Source organism: Kitasatospora sp. NPDC001119 (assembly GCF_053598475.1).
Genome location: NZ_JBSFKI010000056.1, coordinates 25,594 through 45,472, shown reverse-complemented (window position 1 = coordinate 45,472; position 19,879 = coordinate 25,594). Strand labels below are relative to the sequence as shown.

Sequence of the window (19,879 nt, the reverse complement as noted above, 5' to 3'; positions counted from 1 at the left end):
ATTTATAAACTTGTTTTTTTACACTCTTGCCCTACCCTACGCTTTTCCGATCTGGGCCTTCGGCCCTCCGTTCGCGGCCGCCCTTCGGACGGCCGGCGGACCCGCTCCGCGTGTCCGTGACCTGACCTTCGGTCAGGTCGGCCCGGCTCCGCTCGGGCCTCGGCATCACTCCGCTTCGCTCCATGATGCCGATGGGCTGATGCCTGCTCAAGCCGTTGAGCAGGCATTTGGGCTGGACTCACGGCAGGCTGACTGGGGGGAGGGGGTGGGCGCCGGGGGCGCGTGCAGGTCGACTTCACTCCAGCCTGCGGGGGCTGGTTCACCGCCGGACCAACCCTGGGACCAGGACTGGTGGCGAGCTTGCCAGGTGACCGTACGTCAGCAAGTGTATCAGTTGTTGCCTGTCAGGAAACCCTGCCGGATGTGCGGTGTGGATCCTGACTCTCCGGGAATTCGCCGGGGCGGCAGAATTCCCTGCCCTGGCCTCCGCTGGGGTGTTTCAGAATTCGACTGTCGGGAATTCCTGCCGTTTTCCCTGCGCGGGTTGGACGAGGTGCGGTCCCGGGTGGCCTTGCGGCGGCCCGGGACCAGGGCGTCAGAGGTCGATCATGAGCCGCAGGTAGGTACGGATCTCGTCGGCTTCCTTGTCGATGACGGTGCCGAGCGGCCTGGATCCGAGGAGCCGTTGCTCGGAGATGGTGCGCACGTCGTCGGTGCGGGCCCAGCTGGGGCGGTCGAGGCCGGAATCGCGGGAGGTGACGGGGACGTGGTGGGGCAGGCCGCGGTCGGCGGTGGTGAGGGGGACCACGATGGCCATGGCAGTGGGGAAGGCGGCGAACAGGGGGCTGGAGACGACCACGACGGGGCGTCGGCCTGCCTGCTCGGAGCCGATGACCGGGGACAGGTCGGCCATCCAGACCTGCCAGGGGGCGGACTTGCGGCTCACGCCTCACCGCCCAGGCCGTCGCCGGCCACGCCGTCCCACTGGTCCAGCTCGTTCTGGTAGTCGGCCCAGGCGGTCCCGTCGGCCTCCAAGCGGGCGTAGGCGGCGAGGATCTGGCTCTTGCGGTGCTCGGTCAGCAGGTGTTCCAGGGCGGCGTTCAGCGTGACTCCGCCGAGGTCGTCGGCCGCCAGGCGCGCGAGCTCGTCGCGCACCCCGGCCTGCACCTTTATGGTCGTCATCGTCATACCGTCGAGGATACCCAGAGGTATACCGTCTGGCATCCCGACGGGGGCGCCTCCGGGGGTCCCGGGCAGGCCGCCGGGAGGCCGGCCGTCCGGGGTATGCGCCCTCGTTCTCCAGAGCATGGGTCTTCCTGAGCGCTTCTGCATCCCTGCTGGAGACGGGTAATTCCGCGACAGAAAACGCTTCAGCCGCTATGTCTGGAATCGACATAGCGGCCAAAGAATGAACATTTCTTCAATGCGCCGTTCTTGTCGCTCTACGGAATGGACCGTCCATACGGAATCTGAGTCATGCTGTAGGGGGTTTCTCCGTTGCTTCTGGTCTGCTTCGGCCAGCGTTTTGCGTGGAGAAGGCGTACCTGCCACCAGGGGTCGTCCTCGGGCGGGCTGTTCTTCTCGGCGCGGCGGAGGGCGCGGGCGGTGGGCAGCTCCAGGATGATCGGCCGCCCCTTGGCGGTTCGGCGCCGGCGGTCGCAGGACGGGCACTCCAGGCGGTCCGGGTCGGCGTTCGCGTCCAGCTCGTCCTCGGAGTCGTGGGCGCCTCCCAGCGGGCCCTTGCAGGTGTGGCACGGGTGCAGCGCGTCGTTGTGGGCGCGGGCGGCGAGCAGCCGGGCGCGGTACCTGGCGTCGACGGCGTCCTGCTCGGCCTTCTTGGCCCGCCGTTCCTCGGCTTTCTCCTGGTCCTCGCGTTCCTGGCGGCACTGGGCGATGAGGTCCCAGTTGGGTTCGTCGTCGAGGGCGTCGGTGAGGGAGTGCCGACCGGGCCGGCCGAAGCGCCACCAGGCGGGCCCTTGCCAGCCGTGCTCGCGCAGGCGCTCGACGGTGGTGCCGAGCACGGGGATCTTGCCGTCGAAGGTCGCGTAGGTGACGCCCTCCTGCTCGTGTGCCTGGCCCTGCCAGTGCTCCCGGGTGGCGTTACGCAGGTCTTCGAGGCGCTGTTCCAGGGCCTCGGGGCTGTAGCGGGGGCGGCTGCCCCTGGTCCCCTGGTCCAGGACGAACAGGACCGGCGGGCGGACGGCGCGGTGGTGCCGGTAGCCGTAGGCGGGTTCGGGGACGTTGTAGCGGACCTCGACCTCCAGGCGCTCCTGGCCGCCGTCCTGGACGGTGCGGTCGAAGTACCGCTTGTAGTTGTCGAGCTTGCCGGCGACCTTGCGGATGTCGGTCATGGTGCCCCGGTCAAGTTCCAGGAAGGCCACCGGGATGCCGAGCTCGGGCAGGCGGACGACGGCGTCGGGGATGACGTTGACCTTGCCGGTGATGGTATGGGGTGTCTCGGTGGCCCAGGCCTCGATACCGCCGGGCAGCGGGCCGGTGGGCAGCGCGCGGCGTGGCGGTGCCTGGCGCTTGTCGGTGCGGGGCGGGGCGCCGTGGGTGGTGGTGCCGGTGACGGCGGTGATGATGAGCTCGTTGACGAGCATGGCGTGCGGGGCGCCGGTGAGGCCGGCGCCGCGGGCGTGGCCACCCATGTCGCGGTCGTCGCCGAGGGCTTCGGCGGCGGCGGCCAGGCCGAGCGGGGTGAGGCCGACGATCTTCTCCGCTCCGGGCCCGCCCGGCTTCGGCTTCGCGGTCCCCTCGTCTCCTCCGGCTCCCTCAGCTTCTCCGGTGAGCGGGGCTGTCTTGGAGGCGGGGCGGCCCGGCGGCGAGGTGGTGCCGCGGACGTCGACCAGTTTGTGCTTCTCCAGGTCCCGAACCGCTTCGGCCACGTGCTCCACGCGGTGGTGGTCGCGGTACTCGTCGGCGGCGATCAGGGCGTGCAGCTGCTTGTAGGTGGCGATCTTCAGCACGCCCAGCGCCGCGAGGACGTCGGCGCGCAGCGGGGCCGTGCTGCCGTTGGGGTTGCGGGCGGAGCGGCGGAAGTGCACCCGGCCGGGCCGGGCCGGCTGTTCGTCGCCGTGCCGCTCGCCCTGGCCGCCGTGGTCGTCGTCCTGGTCGTGGTCCATGCCCTGCCCCCTGGTGTTCGTGGTGCTGATCTTCTCTGCTGTACCGCACACCACCGACACCGGGCCCGCCCCGCCCGCCGCTCGCCGCTCGCCGCCGCCCGCCTCACCGCGCGCCGACCTTCGGGAGGCGCCCGGCCTCCCCGGCCGGGAAGGGGGGAGGGCCCCAGCGGCGATGGAGCGGGTAGGGCAGCACTGGACCTGGCGGTGAACCCGAGCCCGCCCTACCCAACTGCACCACCAACCACCAACAGCTCAAAGATAGGGAAGGGAGAGGGTTGTCGGCAGCCCTGGGCGGCCCGAATGTTGGGGCTGAGCTGGGGAAATGTCGAAAGGTCGGCGGATGCTTCCCCCCGGGGCATCACCCGGGGACGGCCCCGGGGAGACACCCGGGGAACTCCAGCAGCCTCTTTCGCCTCGCCGGGCCCGTACGCGCGCCGTGACGGCGGCTCAGGCTCTGATCAGAACCGTACCCCGGGCAGGCCGCGCGCGCCGGGTCGGCCGGCCTCGTGCTGCCCGGGTCTGCGGTGCGGGGTGACGAATCGAGTGGCAGCGGCGTTGGAGCGGAGGTGAGCAGCACGAGCAGCACTTCCTCTCCCCGCCCTCGGCGCGGCGCCGGGTTGGGGCCGGGCGTCGCCGGGCGGGCCTTCACGGTCGTGGGCCGGGCGCCGCGGTCCCCGCTTCCCTGGTCGCAGGAGTCGGTCGACGACGGGCTGCAGAGCGTGCTGGTCGGCCATCAGCGGCTGGTGGCCGCGCGGTGGGAGGCCGTGTTCGAGGACCTGGACGAGGACGTCCTCGGCGAGGTCGCCCAGGAGGCCCGCCAGGACGGGCGGGACCCGGCCGGGGCCGTCGACGTCTTCGTGCGGGGCCTGGTCCGGCAGCTGGAGGACTGGAAGCAGGCCGACACCGCGCTGGCGAAGGCGCTGAACGAGGCGGCGCTCGGGCGACCGATGCCGGTGTGGGCGGCCGACGCCCTGGCCGCCGAGCAAGGCCGGCTGTGGGGCGCGCGGCAGGCGCTGCTGGAGGCGATCGCCCGGCACCACCATGGTGGTCCTGGCGCCTGGTGAGGGCCGGTCAGCGGGCGGGGGTCGGCCTGGTGGGCCGGTGGGCGCGCAGGATGGCGTCGAGCGCCAGATCCGCGGTGGGATGGGTCTTGGGGCGGGAGAAGTGGTCGACGAGGAGCCGGGCGGTGCCGCGCGGCTGGTAGAGGAGGGCGATCCAGCCGGCCTGGCCCCACGGTCCGTCGGGCAGGGGCGCGGTCCATCCGACCGGCCTGCTGTGGTGGCGCAGTTGGAGGACGCCCTTGGCGTCGGGGGTGAGCCAGGAGCCGAGTTCCCAGCCGGGGCCGAAGGTGACCTCCAGGTCGTCCAGGAGGTCGGGGAAGTCGAAGCGGCGCTCGGGATCGGTGCACGCCGCGCGCCGGGCTTCCTCGGCGGCGTCGGCCGCCGACTGCCATAGCGGCGCCTCCTCGGCGGCCACCTCGGTCGCGGCGGCCGGCTCCGGAGCGGGAGCGACCGGGTCGGGGGCGAGGGTTTCGCTCCGCGAGGCGTTTGTCTCCTCCGGGGCGGCGCCGTCGTCGTCCGGGCCGTCGAGGCCCCAGCGGTCGATCCGCTCGCGGGAGCGGGCAACGACGCGCTCGTGCGCGCTCAGGTGAGGCCAGCGGGCCTTGTCCCGGATGTCCTGCGCGGCCATGTAGGCGCGGGTGCCGTAGACGGGCAGCACCTTGGCCAGCTCTGCGAACGCGGCGGCCGGATCGCCGGCGGCGGTCTCCTCCATGAAGCGGGTCAGCCGGCGGCGCAGCGCCTCGGCGACGCCGAGGAGGTGTCGGCCGTCCTCTCCCCAGCGGGCCAGGACGTCGTCAGCCCCGACGGCCGCCGCCGGGGCAGCAGGTGCTGCATTGGGTGGTGCAGCGGCGGGGTCGGCTGCTGCACCGGGCGATGCAGCGGCCGGGGCGGGTGCAGCAAGGCCTGCCGCTGCTTGTGCTGCTTCGTCGCGGGCCTTGGCCTTGGCGCGGTCGACCTTGCTGCGGCAGGACCGCGAGCAGTAGGTGCGCGGCCGCCCGGTGGGGCCCTTGAGCGCCGGGTTCGAGCAGCCGGGCCGCGCACATACCCGGGCCTGGTCTGCCCCTTCGGCCGGCTGGTCGGTGGCGGTCGGCGGGGCGCTGTCCATAGCCGGGATCGTAGCCGCCGGGGCCGGCGGCCCGTCCAGGTTTCGCCCCACGCCCGGCGGCGGGGCGAAACCCCGGAGCCAGCTCGGCGGGGCAAGGGGTCTGTTGCGCTTCGGCACGAAGCCGCAGCAGGTGCAGCATGGCCTGGCGCTACTACCCGCGTAGTGGTGGCGAGGAGTTCGACGAGGCGAAACTCATCGGCCGGGCGGGGCGAAACTCGCTGGCCCGGCCGCTGACGTGGGCGCAGGCCGCCCGCCTTTCAGGTCACCGGATAAGACTCCGCAGGACAGGAATGCTGCCGCCCGCGCTCATCAACCCGGCGATGGGAGCCGCGGCTATGGGAGCACCGGTGAGTGCTGTCAGCCCTCCGATGATGAGGCCGATGACGAGCCCGGCGAGCAGGACCACCGTTGTGTGCAGCGACAGAAAGGGCGGTTCGGGCGGGCCGGGCTCGTCCGGGGCCGGCGAAGTGACGGACGGTCGATGCTGAGTACTCATGCCCCAAATATTTCTGGATGCCCTGACGCCCCCTCAGTAAACCCGTTGCCCCTGAAAACCTCGACGGGGCGAGAGCACCAGCTTGGCGGGGCGAAACTCACCGGCCGGGCGTGACCTTGATGGCGCTGGTGAGTTCACCGGTCATGACGAACCCGACTCCCCTGCCCGGCGGCCGGCACCACCGCGACGAACACGTTGGCGGTGGTGGCGCGGTGTCGGTCTTCGCCGCCGAGCGAGCCGCCTTCGAGGCCGCCCGCGCCGCCCGGGCGCAGCAGGACCCAGCGGAGGCGATGGAGGCGGCGCGGGTCGAGGCGCAGTACCGCGCGCAGGTCGCGGCCGCGGTGGGGATCGCGGCGGCCGCGGCCGGGCGGGCGGCGGCGTGGGTGGAGGGGCTTGCCGCCCGTACCGGCAGTCGGCGCCTGGCCGAGTACGCGGCCGCGGTGCTCGCTTGCGGCCGGGACCTGGCCCCTGAGGACGACGAGGACGGCGGCGTGGACGAGGACCTCGCCTTCGTCCTCAGCGGGCTGGTGCTGGTCCACGAGAGCAGCCTGACCACCGGCGAGGGCCTCGCCCTGGCGGCGGTGGGCGCGATCGCCCTCGCGATGCCCCGCACCATCACCGTCGACAACGACCCGGTCGGGCAGCTGCCCGAGCTCGCCCACCACCTCGACCAGGCCGTCGCCGCCGGCCGCGCCGCCGACGTGGCACCGCGCGCGGCGGGACCGGCGTCGCACCGGTCCTGACCTGCGGTGGGGAGTTTGGCGGGGCGAAACTCACCGGCCGTGCGTGACCTTGATGAGGGGGCGAGGTGGGCTGGCAGGCCGCCAGCTGGGAGGTCGTCCCGGGCGGCGACGGGCAGCTGTACGGTGCGCTCGCGTTCGCGGGCGGCCGCCGTCGGCTCCTTCTGCCGATCGCCGAGCCGACGGTGCCCGCCGGCGACGGCCCGTGGTTGTGCGTCCGGGTCCGGCAGGCGCCCCGGGGGCAGCGTAGCCGGGTTCGGCCCTGTGTCGGTGGTCGCCCGGCTGGTGGCGCGGTGGCATCCAGCGTGCTGCGGGGCATGGCTTCAAGGCTGGCGATCCGGTGCGCTGGTCACCGAGGGAGACTTGTGAACGGCCCGGGTGGCGACAGCGACATGCCACAGCGGATGTGCGCCTTTACTTTGAAAGCGCCCGACCTTGACAGGGCTGGGCGCTTTCAAGTTTTCCACTGCTGCAACCGCCGCAGTTCAGGCGGAATTTGCTATTCCACGCGCAGCGTTGTCCCGCTCGCGTAGACCAAAAATCCTACAGCAATGCTGCGGGAAGTGGAGGTGCCCACGGAAAGGCCAGTGCCAGTGCCACCACGAGCCCAGTTTGACCAGATCGTGTCATAGTCGTCTTGGATTGCCACCCTGTAGTCCACGTTCTTGGGGGTATATCCGTTCACCCACGCTTGCCCTTCCGAGCGCCAGTGCACGGCGACCCAGTCGCCGTTGTACCACCTGGAACCGGTGTAACTGATGCGGCAAGCTGTATCTCCGCCGCTCCAAACCTCATCAGGGCAGCGCTGATTACTTGCCCCAGTAAGGGCCGAAGCAGACATCTGGGATGCCGAGGCCGTGGTGCCTGCTCCAAGAGAAACGGCGGCGAGTGCCATTAGAGTGGCAGCCAGTGCCCCAACAAGCCTTTTCTGCACAACAGGCGATTTCCTCACCTCTCCATGCCGAGTTCGCGTGGAAACGCTGTCAAAATCTTCCAAGGCAGCTACCTCCTTGAGTGCGAGCACCTTCAGCCGCCCCTGGCGACCGGAAACTGTGATGCCAGCAAAGCATCTCCAGTAACAACGCGTAGGTGAACAACTACTCACAACTATGACCAGAAGAAGGCTTCGACTGGCCGGGCGCGTCGACTTGACACCCAGGCCGCCCACTCGACCCCCTTGCGGCCCCGGGAACGCTGGGAACCGCCCGAGCCTCCCACCGCGGGCTGGTACGGGGCCTTCACTTGGCCTGTGCTGCGGCCCGGGGTCGGCAGGCGCCTCGGGGGCCGCGTAGCCGGGCGGCCCTGGGTCGGTGGCCGCATTGGCACGACGGGGAGCCGCTCCGTACACGGCCTGCTCCTTCGCTGGAGCGGGTCACCGCCGCGGCCTGGGATGAAACCCATGCGGCGGGGCGAAAGGGGAGCCTTGGCGGGGCGAAACCCGTCGCCTCGCCCGTGACCTCGGCGGCCCCGATGAGTTCACCGGCCATGACGAACACGACCGTCCAGGTGGACAAGGTGGCTGTCGAGGACGACGGCCAGGAGCAGCGGGAGCGCGAGCGGCGGCACGCGGTGAACGAGGTGCTCGCCGAGGCGGGCGAGGCGGGGCGGCGGGCGGCCGGGTGGGTGCGCGGGCTCGCCGAGCGGCAGGTGGAGGAGCGGCACCGCATCGTGTTGGGGCGGGCCGCCGACGCGATCGAGCGGGCCGCCGGCCGGGAGGTCGTCCCCGGCGGCGAGGGGCAGCTGGACGAGGAGCTGGCCTACGACCTGTCCGCCGGCGTCGTCACCGGCAGCCCCTACGCCGAGGAACTGCCCGAGCTGGCGATGGGCGAGCGGATCGCGCTGGTCGCGGTCTGCGCGCTCGCTGCGGCGATGCCCGGCACGGTGCTCGGCGACCTGGAGCGCGAGCTGCTCGCCCTCGCCGCCACGATGGACGCCGCCGTCGAGGCCGGCCGCGCCGCCGCCCCCAACCCGCCGGTTCAGCGCCCGGCGCCCTGAAGAACGCCGGCCTCGGCGGCGGCCGGGCCGGTGCGGTCGGACGGCGGGCAGACGCGCGCCTCCAGCCGCTCCAGCTGCTGCGCGCTGTCCCCGCACTCGGCGGCGTCGCCGCCGAGTCCTCGCGCGTCCAGCTCGCGGCCGATCGCGAGGACGCCCTCGCGCAGGCACAGCAGCGCGCCGCTGGTGCGGGCCGGCTCGCGGGCCGGGGCGGGGTTCTTCTTGGTGGCGGGGAAGGTCTTGGTGTCGAGGTGGTCGACCGCATCCTGGACGCTCTCCCAGGCATCCAGGAGGAGGGTCTGCTGGGTGCTGAGCTGGGGGAGCAGGGTGACGGGGGTACCGTCGGCGGTGTGGCTGACCGCGCCGTCGATGCCAAGGGCCATGCTTCCGTGGACGGCGGCCAGGGTCTGGACGGCGGTCAGCAGCATGTCGGCGGCCTCGCGCAGGGCGGTGCGCGCCTTCCGGGCCCGGCGTCCCTCGGGCGTGTCCTCCTTCTCGGCTGCCAGCAGTGCCAGCGCCTCGTCACCGAGCTGGTCGTGGGCCGCCAGCAGCGCGATCACGGCTTCGGCGAGATGGCTCCCGTGAGTGGTCTGCTGGTCGGTCACCGGACTCCTTCGCTCTTCGATGTCTCAGGTCTGGGCGCGTTTCGCTGTGACCTGGGGAAACGGGGTGAGACAGTCCTAGGACCGTCCCAGCAAACCGGACATAGCGGGCGCGGTGGGACAGTGTTGGGACAGGGGTGTCCCAGGTCTGTCCCAGCCCCCGGGCAGCCGGGGCCGGCCCGCTGCTGGCGACGGTATCGGCCCGCGCTGCGGCCTGTGGGCCGTTCCGGTCGACCTCACCCCGCCGACACGGGCACGGCGCCGCTGGTCGCACGGGCGTGCGACCTACGATGGCCGCATGTCCGACTCCTCCGGTTTTCCCGAAGACCTGCTCGCCCTCCAGCGCCGCTGGTACGCCGCCGAGGCCGCCTGGAGCGCCGACCCGACCGAGGAGAACCGCTTCGCGCTCGCCGAGGTCGGCGCCGAGCTGTACGCCCACTCGTTCTGGGCCAAGGCCGGCAACCGGCACGAGGCCGCCATGAAGCTGAAGCAGGCCGCCCGGCCGGCGGACCCGGCGCAGGACCCGGCCGCGGCCTGACCCTCGCGGCCGGGTTCCGGCGCCCGAGCCGGGGAAGGGGTCGGGTATGGGCGAGCGCGGCGACCGGAGCCGGGAGCCCGTCGGCCCGGCCTCGCAGGCCGAGGCCCGGCGGCTGACCGGGGAACTGCGGGATGCGATCGAGGAGGTCCGCTCGGCCGTCCTGGTCCTCGCCGCGCGGGTGCGCGCCGCCCACCAGGCACGGGTGTGGACCGCGCTCGGGTACAGCGGGTGGGCCGCGTACGCGAGCGCCGAGTTCGGCGTGAGCCGCTCGACCGCCTACCGGCTGCTCGACCTGGCGGCCGCGGCCGAGGCGATCGAGGACGTCGTCGCCCGCCAGACGGGCCCCGAGCTGTCCCACGCGTGGGACACCGGCCTGGTGCTACCGGTGCGGGCGGTCGTCGACCTCAAGGGCCGGATCGCGGAGCTCACCGACCTGATCGCCGAGCGCCTGGCCGACGCCCAGGCCGAGGCCGGCGGCGCGCCGCTGGAGCCCGGCCGGGTCGGCGAGATCGTCGCCGGGGCCGTCGCCGAACTGCGCGAGCGCCCGGACGTGCCGATCGCCGAGCTCGCCGTCGCCGGCGGGCCCGACGGGTACAACACCGAGGCATGGCGGCGCCACGTCACCACCGGCCGAACCCTGGCCGCCGAGCAGCAGCAGAACGACCGGGCACTGGGCGAGATCGCCCTGCGCCTCGCGCCCGCGCACCTCTCGGACCGCAGCGCCCTGACCGTCCTCGCGGTCTACGCCGACGACGTCGGGGAGGACCCGGAGCTGTTCCTGGCCTGCCGCCGGTACCTCATCACCGGCGACTGGCGCGCCGTCGACGACGACTACCGCGCCCGCCAGGCCCGCGACTTCCTCGCCCGGCACGGCGAGAAACGGTAAGCGCCGCGGCGCAGCGGCCGGGACCGGGTGCGGGGCGGCGCGGGGGCGGTCAGGGTGCCGGGATGGTTCGGACGTCGTAGGCCCAGCCGCGCGGTACGGGGTTGCCCTGGTCCATGCGCAGCGCTTCGTAGATGTCGCATTCGAGGCGCTCGGCGGCGTCGGCAGCGGTGATCAGGTCGATCGGGTAGGGGCCGACGACCAGGACAGGGCGCTGCAGGCCGTCGTCGCCGTCCCGGCGGAAGTCGATGTGGAAGCGCTGGGCCTGCTCCTCGTCGGGCACCCGCAGCCGGGGGCGGACGGGCTGCTGGAGCCAGCCCGTGCCCTGGGTGTACTCGTCGAAGTGCTCGATGACGTCCCGGGCCTCCTTGCCGCCGGGAACGGCGGCGGTGAACGCGGCCAGGCCCTCGTCGAGGATCGCCCGGCCCTCGGCGGTGGTCAGGTGCTTGCGGCTCATCTGGGCGCCGCGCAGGACCATCCGCAGCGCCATCACCAGCTGGCGAGCGTCGATGATGCCGCTCTCGCCGTCGTCCTCGTGCAGGATCCTGCGCAGCTGCAGCCGCACGGTGCGCCCCCAGCACCACGCCTCGGTGTGCCCGATGGTGGCGCCGTGCTCGGTGCGCAGCCACGGCCGCTGCTCGGCGTCGGCGGTGTCGGTCGTCATCTTCTCCCCCTGGTCCGCGGATCGGTGAGCGGCTCAGCGTAGAGGCCCGGCCCGACTCCCGGCGACCGGGTTCTCCCGTGTGCGCCGCTCTGCGGAACGGGCGATGGTGGACAGGGAGAAGAAGCGGGTGCGGCGGGAGGCGGCGGTGAGCGAGGCCGGGGATGGCGGGAGCAGGGCGGGCGAGCGCGGGATGCAGGCGGCCGGGTCCCGGGGAACGAAGGGGGGGCGTTCTACGGGGCCCGGCCGGTGGGAGGCCAGCCGCACGGGAAGGACATGGCGCGACTGCTCTGCTCGGCGGCCCGGTAGTGCTGTGGCGGGGCCGCCGTGGCGGGAATGCTAGACCCGCTCCGCCGATGGTGGCCAGGGCTTTGACCTGCAAGATTTCGGCCGCGAACATGCCATCGGCGGGGCTCGATCCCGTCGGTTGGAATCCGGCCCCGCCGAACCTCGGGCCTACAGGTGCGGGCCGATCACCAGCACCGTGATGACCGGGACCGGCTCGCCCTGGTCGGTCTTCTCGTCCGGCCCGTACATCCAGTAGATCCGCCAGGCGGACGCGTTGTGGTTCTCCACGTAGGAGTCCCAGACCTTCTCCGTGGTGTGCCCGGGGAAGGCCTCGTACTGGTGGGAGTGCAGGCCGGGGTAGCGCGGGTCAGCCTGGAGCAGGGCGAGGGCCTTGCGGACCTTCCTCAGCTTGACCGGGTCGGCCTTGGCGCCCGCCGCCAGGCGCCGCAGCGTCTCGGCGGCGTCTTCGGTGAACCGCAGAACGTGCACCGTGCTCTATTCCTCACCGTCTTCGTGGTCGAGGTACTTCGAGAAGTCGCCGAGATCGACGGTCTCGCCGCGCTGCGCCTGCTCGATGCCGGCGCGGATGCGTTCGGCGAGCAGCGGGTCGGTCCACACCTGCATCTCGCGCTCCGGGATGGAGACGACGGGGGTCAGCAGCAGGACTCCGTCCGGGTTGGACTCCACCCGGTAGCGGCGGCCCGGCTTGGCGCCGGCCCGGCCGAGGGACACCCGGCCGCGGCTGTCGACTTCGGTCTCGGCGACGGTCTCGAACTCCTCACTCTGCATGATCGTCATAAAGCCCTGGCTCCCTGGTGGGCCCCCTGGGCGTAGAGCTAAAGGGGGTCGGTTCGTTGTCGGTAGAACCCACAGTACCCACTCCAGGCAAGTGGGTAAATCCCACTTACCCCAACTCGACCATAGCGGACCCAGCGGCAGACTCGGCCGGTCAGCGGTGCGGGCCGATCAGCAGCACGGTGAGCACCGCGCCGTTGTCCTGGCCGCCGGCCCCACGGTGGCCGGCGCCAGCGTCCTCGCCCCAGGTCCAGTAGATCCGCCAGGCGTCGGCGCCGGTCTCCACGTAGGAGTCGAAGACGCGGCGGTGGGCGTGGCCGGGCAGGGCGTGGTAGCGGTGGGTGCGCAGGCCGGGGTGGCGCGGGTCGGCGGCGAGCCGGTCGAGCGCGCGGCGTACCCGGCGCAGCTTCACCGAGTCGGCCCGCCGTCCGCGTTCCAGGCAGGTGAGGGTGCGGGTGGCGGCGGGGGTGTAGTGCAGTGTCGGCATCGCGGTCTCCTTCGTCCGGGGCATGCGAAGAGGGCCCGGCTCCCCGTGTGGGGAGGGCGGGCCCTCGGTGGGCGGGTCAGTCGGCGGGCAGGGTCAGCCGGCGGGGTCGGCTTCCCGGCCGGTGGCTGCGATGCACTGGACGTCGAGCTGGTCGGCGTAGCCGGTGAGGTCGGCGGCGTAGAACTCCGCAGTCCGGCGGCAGTCGGTGTCCTCGCAGGGGGAGGCGGTCCAGTTGGCGGCGATGGTGCGCAGCAGGAGGGTGACGGCGGCGGTCGGCATCATCAGCTGGCCGCTGAGCAGGTCGTGGACGACGGTCAGCGGCAGACGGTCGTCGTCGGTGTGGTCGAAGTGGTCGCTCATTTCGTTCTCCGAATTTCGTCGGTGTTTTCTGTTCGGGTCGCGTAAATAGAAAGTCCCGGCCGCTTGGGAGCGGCCGGGACGGTGTTTTTGGCGACACGGAGGGTGTCGGAGGGGGTCAGAGTTCGATGTCCATCCAGTTGAGGCTGTTGAGCTCGACCTTCGAGACGCCGCGGGCGCGGTGGCCGTTGTCCTTGAAGTAGTGCTCGCGCAGGGCGTTGGCGAGCAGCTCTTCCTGTTCGGCTTCGGTGGCTCCGGCGTCGCGCAGCGCGTAGAGGGCCTGGGCGACGCTGCCGGGCATCTTCAAGTTCTCCAGGACCCGGTCGCGGGGGTCGTCGGTAGAGCCGGCGGATGAGGTGAAGCCGAAGGCGCCGCTGATGTGGAGGGTGAAGCCGTTGGTCTCGGCGGCCTTGCGGGTGCGGTCCTTCACCCTGGGCTGCCACTTCGCCCGGACTTGCTGCTCGACCTTCTTCGCGGCTGCGGGCTTGGGGGTGCCCTGGCCCTTGAGCCAGCGCTGCACGGTGCGCTGGCTGACGCCGAGCTCCTGGGCGAGCTGCTTGGTGGAGCCCTTCGTGCCCTTGAGCAGGAACCGCATCCGGGCGGCGGTGGACTGCGGGATCGGGCGGGTGCGCTCGGCGCGCTCCAGGCCCTCGTCGATCTCCCCCATCGAGGTCTCCTTCCGTGGAGGGTGGCAGTGCGGTGGTGGGCGGCCTGCCCGGCCGCCGGTCGGCGACCGCTGCTGATGGCCACGGCCGGCCGGGCCTCGTGGCCTGGCCGGCCGGGTGCTACTCGTCGTCGGAGACGACGCCGCCCGGCTTGATGTTGCTGGCCGGGTTCGCCCCGTCCGCGAGCAGTTCGACGATCTCCGCGATCGGCCGGGAGCCCTCGAACTTCACGTGCCCGGGGCTGACGCCGAGGCGCAGCGCGGTGGTGAGGGTGCCGTCCGGCTTGGTGAGGACGTCGAGCGCGCCGGGGCCCGGGGAGGCGAAGACCGCGCAGTCGGACAGCACCGCGAGCGGGCGCAGGCCGGTCTCGCTGTGCATCTTGCGGAGCTTGCGGTGCAGGTTGATGGTGGCGGTGTCGATGACCAAGGCGCGGGTGAGCGGCTCCCAGGTCGGCCGCTCCAGGGCTGCCCAGGGCTCGCCCGGCTTGTAGTTGCGCTGGCCCCTGGGGCGCTGGCGGAAGGCGCCGATGGTGGCCTTCGCGGTCTGCTTGATGGCGGCCAGGACGGCCAGCTCGGCCGGGTCGCCAGCGCTCTTGAGGGCCGCCATCGCGTCGAGGAACGCGGCCGGGTCGCGGTCGGCCAGGTCGAGCGGGATGCCGAGAGCTGCCATGGTGTCGACGTACGCCGCCCGGAGGCGCTTGTGCCACGGGTCGAGGTAGGGCCCGTGCTCGTGCCGCAGCCACCCCTCGGTCGGCGCCACGTCGAAGCCGAGCTCGATCGCGTACGCGACCTTCACCGTGGTGTACCAGCCGGGGCCGGTCGGCCGCTCGCCGTCCTGGGAGAACGGCGAGGGGAGCAGCGGGTCCGTCTCCACGTGGGAGAGGTCGACCCACCAGGAGCCGGGGATGCGCTTGTCGAAGACGGGGTTCAGCTCGTGGACTGCGTCGGACAGGGGCAGGGAGAGCCGGCCAGCCGCCGCCAGGAAGGCGGTGTTGATGTCGAGGCCCACCGCGAACGGTGCCGCGGCTTCCTCGGTGGTGAGCTCGCGGAACCAGTCCCATGCCTCGGTGATCAGTTCTCCGTCGGCCGGGCGGCCCTGGGCAAGCGGGTGGATCGAGGGCACCTCTGGCGGCGCCGGCTGCAGCGCCCGCTGTCGGGAGCCTTCCACCGGCCCGGACTTCCAGCCGGCCTCGGTGCGCACCGCCATGGTCGGTGGGCGCAGCGCGGTGACGAGCTCCAGGCCGGAGGAGGCGGTGGAGCCGCGGGGGGTGAGGACGCGGGTGGCGTAGGTGCCGAGCAGGCGGGCCAGGTCGGCCGGGGCGAGGCCTGCGGGGATGTTCCAGCCGCTGGTGCCGCCGAAGGCGTGCCAGGCCGGGATGCACAGCTGGACGCACTGCCGCTTGCCGTCCTCGGGGGTGCGGTAGATCCGGGCCCAGGGCCCCAGGCCCCGCTGGGTCAGCAGCCATCCCGCCTTCTCGACCTGCTTCACGGCCTTGTGGGTCTTCGGCAGCTGGCCGAGCCGGGGCACGTACTCAGTCTTCTCGTCGCGGCCGAGCGGCGGCAGGCCGATCTCGGCCAGCGCGGTGTCGGTGAGCACCACCAGGGCGTCGCCGTCCCGGCCGTGCCGGTGCAGCCGGGCCGACCCGAGCTTCACCTCCAGAGCCCACTCGACGACGTCGGCCAGGGCGCGCCCGGCCGGGGTGGTCGGCGCCTGGGTGCCGTCGGCGAGGTAGGCGACCAGGCCCTTGCCAGACGGGGCGACGTCCACCACCGCGAGCGGCCCGGCCGGGAACCGCGCGGCCGCCGCGGCCTCCCAGTCCGCCGGGCCCGCCTCGGCGGCCGGCTTCTTCGCCGCCGTCTTCCGCCCCCGCGACACCGCACCGGTGGCGGGGCGGGACGGCGTACCACGCCGAACCGGCGTCGGCGCGGGGGCGCCGGGGACGGCCTGGCGGGGCGCAGCGACCGGAGCGACCGAGACGGCCGGCTCCGGCAACACCACGGCGGCCGCCGACTGTCCGGCGGGGGCGGGGGCGCACCAGCCGCCCATGTGCACCGGGCGGCCCTGCGAGCGGTACGGCGTCGGCCGGCCGCACCGCACACACGGCGCGGGCTCGGCGGCGACCAGGTCCCCGGCCGCCGTCCGGTCGAGTTCCACCACGGCCTGATCCGGCTGCCCGCCGCCGAACGCGGCCGGCGCCACCGGCGTCGGCTGCCCGGCCACCGCGGCGGCGGTGAACACCCCGGGCTCCGGCGGCGGGGCCACTGCAGCGGCGGCGGACTCCGGGACAGCCGGCTGCCGCGCCGTCTCGGCGGGTACGGCGGCCACGGCCGGGGCGGTCGGCGGCCGGTCGAGGGGCCGCACGAGGCCGGCGGCCTGCGCGCGGCGCAGCCACTCGGTGGGCTCGACCGTGCCATGCTGCAGCGCCAGCGTCGCGAGGAACCGGATGTACACCTCGCGCTTGGGCGGGCGGGGCTCGCTCGTCCCGGCCTCCCAGCGCACGATCGTCTCCCTGCGGGTCTTCAGCGCCGCGGCCAGCTCCTCCTGGGTGTAGTCGCCGGCCTTGCGCAGCCGCTCCCGCTCGGCCGGGACCGGCAGGTCTTCCACCGGCTTCGGCCGGGCCAGCAGCGCATCGATCGACGCGAACAGGTCCTCACTCATCGACACCTCACCTCCACCACACACCCTAGCGTGAAAGTAACTTATGGATCGCACATTTCAAACGAACATCACCGATTCGGGGCATGCCGAGGGCGCACTGCTGACAGCTGGGTCTGGTCACCAGCCACGCACGCAAGGCCTTCTATCGGGCGATCACGGCCCCGCCCGGCCCCTCCGGCGCGGGCGGGGCTGCCAGGCGCTCTGTGGGGCGCTCAGGCTGTTTCTCGCGCCCTTCAGGGGCCGAGGGCTGACGCCGCGTTGGAGCTGGGGCTCCACACACCTCACGTAACGTCGCGGGTCATATCGACGAAACGCGAGTAGTGGAGCTGCGCGGCCAGGGTGATCGTCGCGGTCGGGCCGTTGCGGTGCTTGCCGACGATCAGGTCGACCTCGCCCGCGCGGGGGTGCTCCTTCTCGTAGGCGTCGGGGCGGTGCAGCAGGATGATGATGTCGGCGTCCTGCTCCAGCGAGCCGGATTCGCGCAGGTCGGCGACCATCGGGGTCTTGTCGGTGCGCATCTCGGGGCCGCGGTTGAGCTGGGCCAGGATGATGATCGGAATGCCGAGCTCCTTGGCCAGCAGCTTGATGTTGCGGCTGATGTCGGAGACCTCCTGCTGGCGGTTGTCGTCGCCGCGCCGCTTGGTGCCGGCGGTGATGAGCTGGACGTAGTCGATGATGATCAGCGACAGCGCCGGCACGCGGTGCTTGAGCCGGCGGCACTTGGCCTGGATCTCGGGCAGCGACTGGGCGGACTCGTTGATGTAGAGCGGGGCGTCGCTGTAGCGCGGGGCGGCTACGGCCAGGCTGTGCCAGGACTCGTCGGTCAGGGTTCCGGCCCGCAGGTGGTGCAGCCCGACCTTGGCTTCCGCCGACAGGGCCCGCATGTTCAGCTCGTCGACCGACATCTCCAGCGTGATGAACGCGGCCGCCCTCCCGGCGCCCTCGATCGGCTGGTCCGCGGCGTTGCGCGGCATGGTGCAGGCCCGTGCGAAGTCCATGGCCACCGTCGACTTCCCGTGGCCCGGCCGTCCCGCGACGATGATCACCTGGCCGGGCTGCCAGCCCTGGGTGAGCGCGTCCAGGTCGGCAAAGCCGGTCGGCACGCCGGTGATGCCCGTCCGGGTGCCGGCGGCCTCGATGTTGTCGAGGGTGGTGCCGACGGTGTCGCGCGGCAGCACGAAGTCGTCCTCGCGGCCGCGGGTCTCCACCACGGCCGCGATCTCGGCCGCGGCGGCGGCGGCGATCTCGTCGATCTCGCCCTCACCGGCGTAGCCCATGCCGACGATCCGGGTGCCGGCCTCCACCAGGCGGCGCAGCACCGCCTGCTCGCGCACGCCCTCGGCGTAGTACTCGGCGTTCGCCGCGGTGGGCACCGAGTTGACCAGGGTGTGCAGGTACGAGGCGCCGCCCACACGCTCCAGCTCGCCGAGCTTGCCGAGCTCGCGGGCGACGGTGATCGGGTCGGCCGGCTCCTTGCGCTTGTGCAGGTCGAGGATCGCGCGGTGGATCGTCTGGTGCGCGGGCCGGTAGTAGTCGTCCGGGCTGAGCACGTTGGAGACGTCGATGATGGCCGACGACGACAGCAACATGCCGCCGAGCACGGACTGCTCGGCCGTCAGGTCCTCGTCCCGGCCGCCCGGCGGCACCCGCTCGAAGCCGGTCTCGGCCCGCTCCGGCTTCGCCTTGCGGCGCCGGGCCTTCGGCGACGCCTCCTCGGCCGGCGGCTCGGTGTCGGCCCAGTCGATCTCGTCCGGGACGTGCTGGGTGGGTACGCTCGCGGTGGATTCCACGGGTCACTCCTGGGGTCCGGACACGGCCACCGGGGCCTGGCGAGGTTCTTCCGGCGGCCGTGTCGTGCTGTCGAGGGTCGGGCAGGGTCAGATGTTCGGCTTGCGAAGCGAGGCCAGCAGATTGGCCACCTCGGCCGGAGCCGGGACCGGCTTGAAGTCCGGGTCCGCCTTCGGCAGCCGCGGCGGCCGGGACTGCCCGTTCTGGGACGGGATGCTGCTCACACCAGCCACGGCCTCAAACAACGGCAGGTCCGGGATGCGGTACTTCTCCAGCACCGAGCTGTAGTTGTTGACCTTCTCGGGGTTCTTGACCAGCTGGCCCACCAGCAGTCGGTGGGACCGGTCGTCCAGTTCGGTGATCCTCGGCCAACCCTGATCGGCCATCGCGTCCAGGAGCGCCCAGGCGAGGGCCTTGGCCTTCGCCCTACCGACCGACCACGGCGGCGGGAGCAGCTGGAGGAACCGAACGGCGGCTGCGGTTTCCTTCGGGTCGAAGACCCTCCCCTCCTCCTCCCCCGGCGCAGCCGGCACGCGACCGGTGGTGTCCGTGAGGGGGCTGGGGGAGGAGGTAGTTACCTCCTCCTGGAGGTGTGGAACCAATTCGCCATTGCCGGAAGCAGACCTGACCTGCGGAAACGTCCGTCGGCGGCCTCTGCTTTCGGCATTGCTGCTTCCGGCATTGCCGGAAGCAGGCCTGACCTGCGGAGATCGCTTTTTTGTGCCGGTTCGCTCTCTGCTTTTGGCATTGCTGCTTCCGGCATTGCCGGAAGCAGGCCTGACCTGCGGAGATTCGTCATCAGCCGGATCGGCGTCGGGCCGGTAGTCCGGGTTGTAGGCGGGCCACTCGTAGTACTCATAGGCCACGCCTGCGGAGTGTCGGCCGTCCTCGGACCGGAGGTTGATCCGGCGGATGTACCCCTTCTCGATGAGGCGCTTGAACGAGTCGTACACCGAGTTCCGGGAGACCAGGCCGGAGCCGTTGGCGCTGACGACGCCCTGGCCCTGGAGGCGCTCGACCAGCGCGGAAGGGGTGACGATCAGGGGGGCCGCGTCCTGCGGCTGGCGGGCCTGCTCACCGAACATGAAGCCGAGCTCCACCAGGATCAGCAGGTCTAGTGGGTACACAACTCGTGTAGGGCCGCCGCGCATGTGAGCGAACACCGACACCGAGGGGACCGGTCCGCGCTGGCTGATGGAGTTGCTCTCGGGCTGGCTCTGGGCGGTCTGGGAGCTCACCTGGTCACCTCCGATCCGGCGACGGGCACCAGGACCGGCGCGGCCTGGACGGCCGGACGGTGGCAGGGACGGATCTGGGTGGTGTGACCCGAGACGGGGTGACGTGCGTCACCGGTGAACGGCGCGGCCGGGACGACACGGCGGCGCCGGGGGGCGGGGCGGTGCAACGAGTGCTCTCTTTCCCGCTGTTGCCAGTCCGACGGCACCAGGTGATCGCCCGGCCGGGCGAGGAGACAGGTGTCTCTCGCCGGGAGCCGGGTACGACTGGTACCGTCGGACCGACAACAGCTAATTGGTTAGGTCAACGAGAGCGGCCCAGATTCTTGGCGGAATTGGTGGGGCCGCTTTCGCATGTTCATGTTCAGTTGTGATGGCAACAGTTCGTCAGGAGCCTAGACCC

20 protein-coding genes are annotated in these 19,879 nt (G+C 72.2%); 5 read left to right on the top strand and 15 right to left on the bottom strand.

The window, feature by feature from the left end; all coding sequences use genetic code 11:
• Positions 1–595: 595 nt before the first annotated feature.
• From ACWDD9_RS40095 to ACWDD9_RS40085, 3 genes are all read right to left on the bottom strand, one after another.
• Positions 596–946, bottom strand: a complete 351-nt coding sequence (locus ACWDD9_RS40095) for a type II toxin-antitoxin system PemK/MazF family toxin (protein WP_449814341.1) — start codon at positions 944–946, stop codon at positions 596–598.
• Complete coding sequence (locus ACWDD9_RS40090; protein ID WP_449814340.1) at positions 943–1,188, bottom strand: hypothetical protein; 246 nt, start codon at positions 1,186–1,188, stop codon at positions 943–945. The genes ACWDD9_RS40095 and ACWDD9_RS40090 overlap by 4 nt, the downstream gene beginning before the upstream one ends.
• A gap of 254 nt (positions 1,189–1,442) precedes the next feature.
• Entirely contained in the window at positions 1,443–3,125 is a 1,683-nt protein-coding gene (locus ACWDD9_RS40085; protein WP_449814339.1) for a replication-relaxation family protein, read from the bottom strand.
• A 566-nt stretch (positions 3,126–3,691) separates the two neighbouring features.
• Between ACWDD9_RS40085 and ACWDD9_RS40080 the strand changes: the two genes are divergently transcribed.
• Positions 3,692–4,189 carry a hypothetical protein gene (locus ACWDD9_RS40080; RefSeq protein ID WP_449814338.1) on the top strand — a complete coding sequence of 166 codons (498 nt, stop codon included), beginning with the start codon at positions 3,692–3,694 and terminating at the stop codon, positions 4,187–4,189.
• Positions 4,190–4,196: 7 nt separating this feature from the next.
• Here the strand turns inward: ACWDD9_RS40080 and ACWDD9_RS40075 are convergent, their stop codons facing one another.
• Complete coding sequence (locus ACWDD9_RS40075; RefSeq protein WP_449814337.1) at positions 4,197–5,291, bottom strand: hypothetical protein; 1,095 nt, start codon at positions 5,289–5,291, stop codon at positions 4,197–4,199.
• A gap of 262 nt (positions 5,292–5,553) precedes the next feature.
• A complete protein-coding gene (locus tag ACWDD9_RS40070; protein ID WP_449814336.1) occupies positions 5,554–5,787 on the bottom strand; it encodes a hypothetical protein in 234 nt (77 codons plus the stop codon).
• Positions 5,788–5,930: 143 nt separating this feature from the next.
• Between ACWDD9_RS40070 and ACWDD9_RS40065 the strand changes: the two genes are divergently transcribed.
• Positions 5,931–6,530, top strand: coding sequence for a hypothetical protein (locus tag ACWDD9_RS40065; protein ID WP_449814335.1), 600 nt, complete (start codon positions 5,931–5,933; stop codon positions 6,528–6,530).
• A gap of 1,482 nt (positions 6,531–8,012) precedes the next feature.
• Complete coding sequence (locus ACWDD9_RS40060) at positions 8,013–8,522, top strand: hypothetical protein (RefSeq protein WP_449814334.1); 510 nt, start codon at positions 8,013–8,015, stop codon at positions 8,520–8,522.
• Here ACWDD9_RS40060 and ACWDD9_RS40055 read toward each other — a convergent pair.
• On the bottom strand, positions 8,504–9,124 hold the full coding sequence (locus ACWDD9_RS40055; RefSeq protein ID WP_449814333.1) for a hypothetical protein: 621 nt from the start codon (positions 9,122–9,124) through the stop codon (positions 8,504–8,506). The two genes, ACWDD9_RS40060 and ACWDD9_RS40055, sit on opposite strands and share 19 nt — an antisense overlap.
• Before the next feature lie 295 nt (positions 9,125–9,419).
• On the opposite strand from ACWDD9_RS40055, the gene ACWDD9_RS40050 reads away from it, so the two are divergent.
• Positions 9,420–9,659 carry a hypothetical protein gene (locus ACWDD9_RS40050; RefSeq protein WP_449814332.1) on the top strand — a complete coding sequence of 80 codons (240 nt, stop codon included), beginning with the start codon at positions 9,420–9,422 and terminating at the stop codon, positions 9,657–9,659.
• 46 nt (positions 9,660–9,705) lie between these two features.
• Entirely contained in the window at positions 9,706–10,545 is an 840-nt protein-coding gene (locus ACWDD9_RS40045; RefSeq protein ID WP_449814331.1) for a hypothetical protein, read from the top strand.
• Between the two features lie 49 nt (positions 10,546–10,594).
• Here ACWDD9_RS40045 and ACWDD9_RS40040 read toward each other — a convergent pair whose 3' ends face one another.
• The 9 genes from ACWDD9_RS40040 to ACWDD9_RS40000 all read right to left on the bottom strand — a co-directional run bounded on the left by ACWDD9_RS40040 (position 10,595) and on the right by ACWDD9_RS40000 (position 19,479).
• A complete protein-coding gene (locus ACWDD9_RS40040; RefSeq protein ID WP_449814330.1) occupies positions 10,595–11,206 on the bottom strand; it encodes a hypothetical protein in 612 nt (203 codons plus the stop codon).
• 453 nt (positions 11,207–11,659) lie between these two features.
• Positions 11,660–11,980, bottom strand: a complete 321-nt coding sequence (locus ACWDD9_RS40035; RefSeq protein WP_449814329.1) for a hypothetical protein — start codon at positions 11,978–11,980, stop codon at positions 11,660–11,662.
• Between the two features lie 6 nt (positions 11,981–11,986).
• On the bottom strand, positions 11,987–12,289 hold the full coding sequence (locus ACWDD9_RS40030; protein ID WP_387831134.1) for a hypothetical protein: 303 nt from the start codon (positions 12,287–12,289) through the stop codon (positions 11,987–11,989).
• A gap of 151 nt (positions 12,290–12,440) precedes the next feature.
• Positions 12,441–12,773, bottom strand: a complete 333-nt coding sequence (locus ACWDD9_RS40025; RefSeq protein WP_449814328.1) for a hypothetical protein — start codon at positions 12,771–12,773, stop codon at positions 12,441–12,443.
• Between the two features lie 93 nt (positions 12,774–12,866).
• Positions 12,867–13,133, bottom strand: a complete 267-nt coding sequence (locus tag ACWDD9_RS40020) for a hypothetical protein (RefSeq protein ID WP_449814327.1) — start codon at positions 13,131–13,133, stop codon at positions 12,867–12,869.
• A 115-nt stretch (positions 13,134–13,248) separates the two neighbouring features.
• Positions 13,249–13,797, bottom strand: a complete 549-nt coding sequence (gene tpg / locus ACWDD9_RS40015; RefSeq protein ID WP_449814326.1) for a telomere-protecting terminal protein Tpg — start codon at positions 13,795–13,797, stop codon at positions 13,249–13,251.
• Positions 13,798–13,915: 118 nt separating this feature from the next.
• Entirely contained in the window at positions 13,916–16,453 is a 2,538-nt protein-coding gene (gene tap, locus ACWDD9_RS40010; protein WP_449814325.1) for a telomere-associated protein Tap, read from the bottom strand.
• Positions 16,454–16,734: 281 nt separating this feature from the next.
• A complete protein-coding gene (gene dnaB, locus ACWDD9_RS40005) occupies positions 16,735–18,243 on the bottom strand; it encodes a replicative DNA helicase (protein ID WP_449814324.1) in 1,509 nt (502 codons plus the stop codon).
• Between the two features lie 87 nt (positions 18,244–18,330).
• The gene (locus ACWDD9_RS40000; RefSeq protein WP_449814323.1) at positions 18,331–19,479 is read right to left on the bottom strand and encodes a hypothetical protein; all 1,149 of its coding nucleotides are present in this window, start codon (positions 19,477–19,479) and stop codon (positions 18,331–18,333) included.
• Between the last annotated feature and the right edge of the window lie 400 nt (positions 19,480–19,879).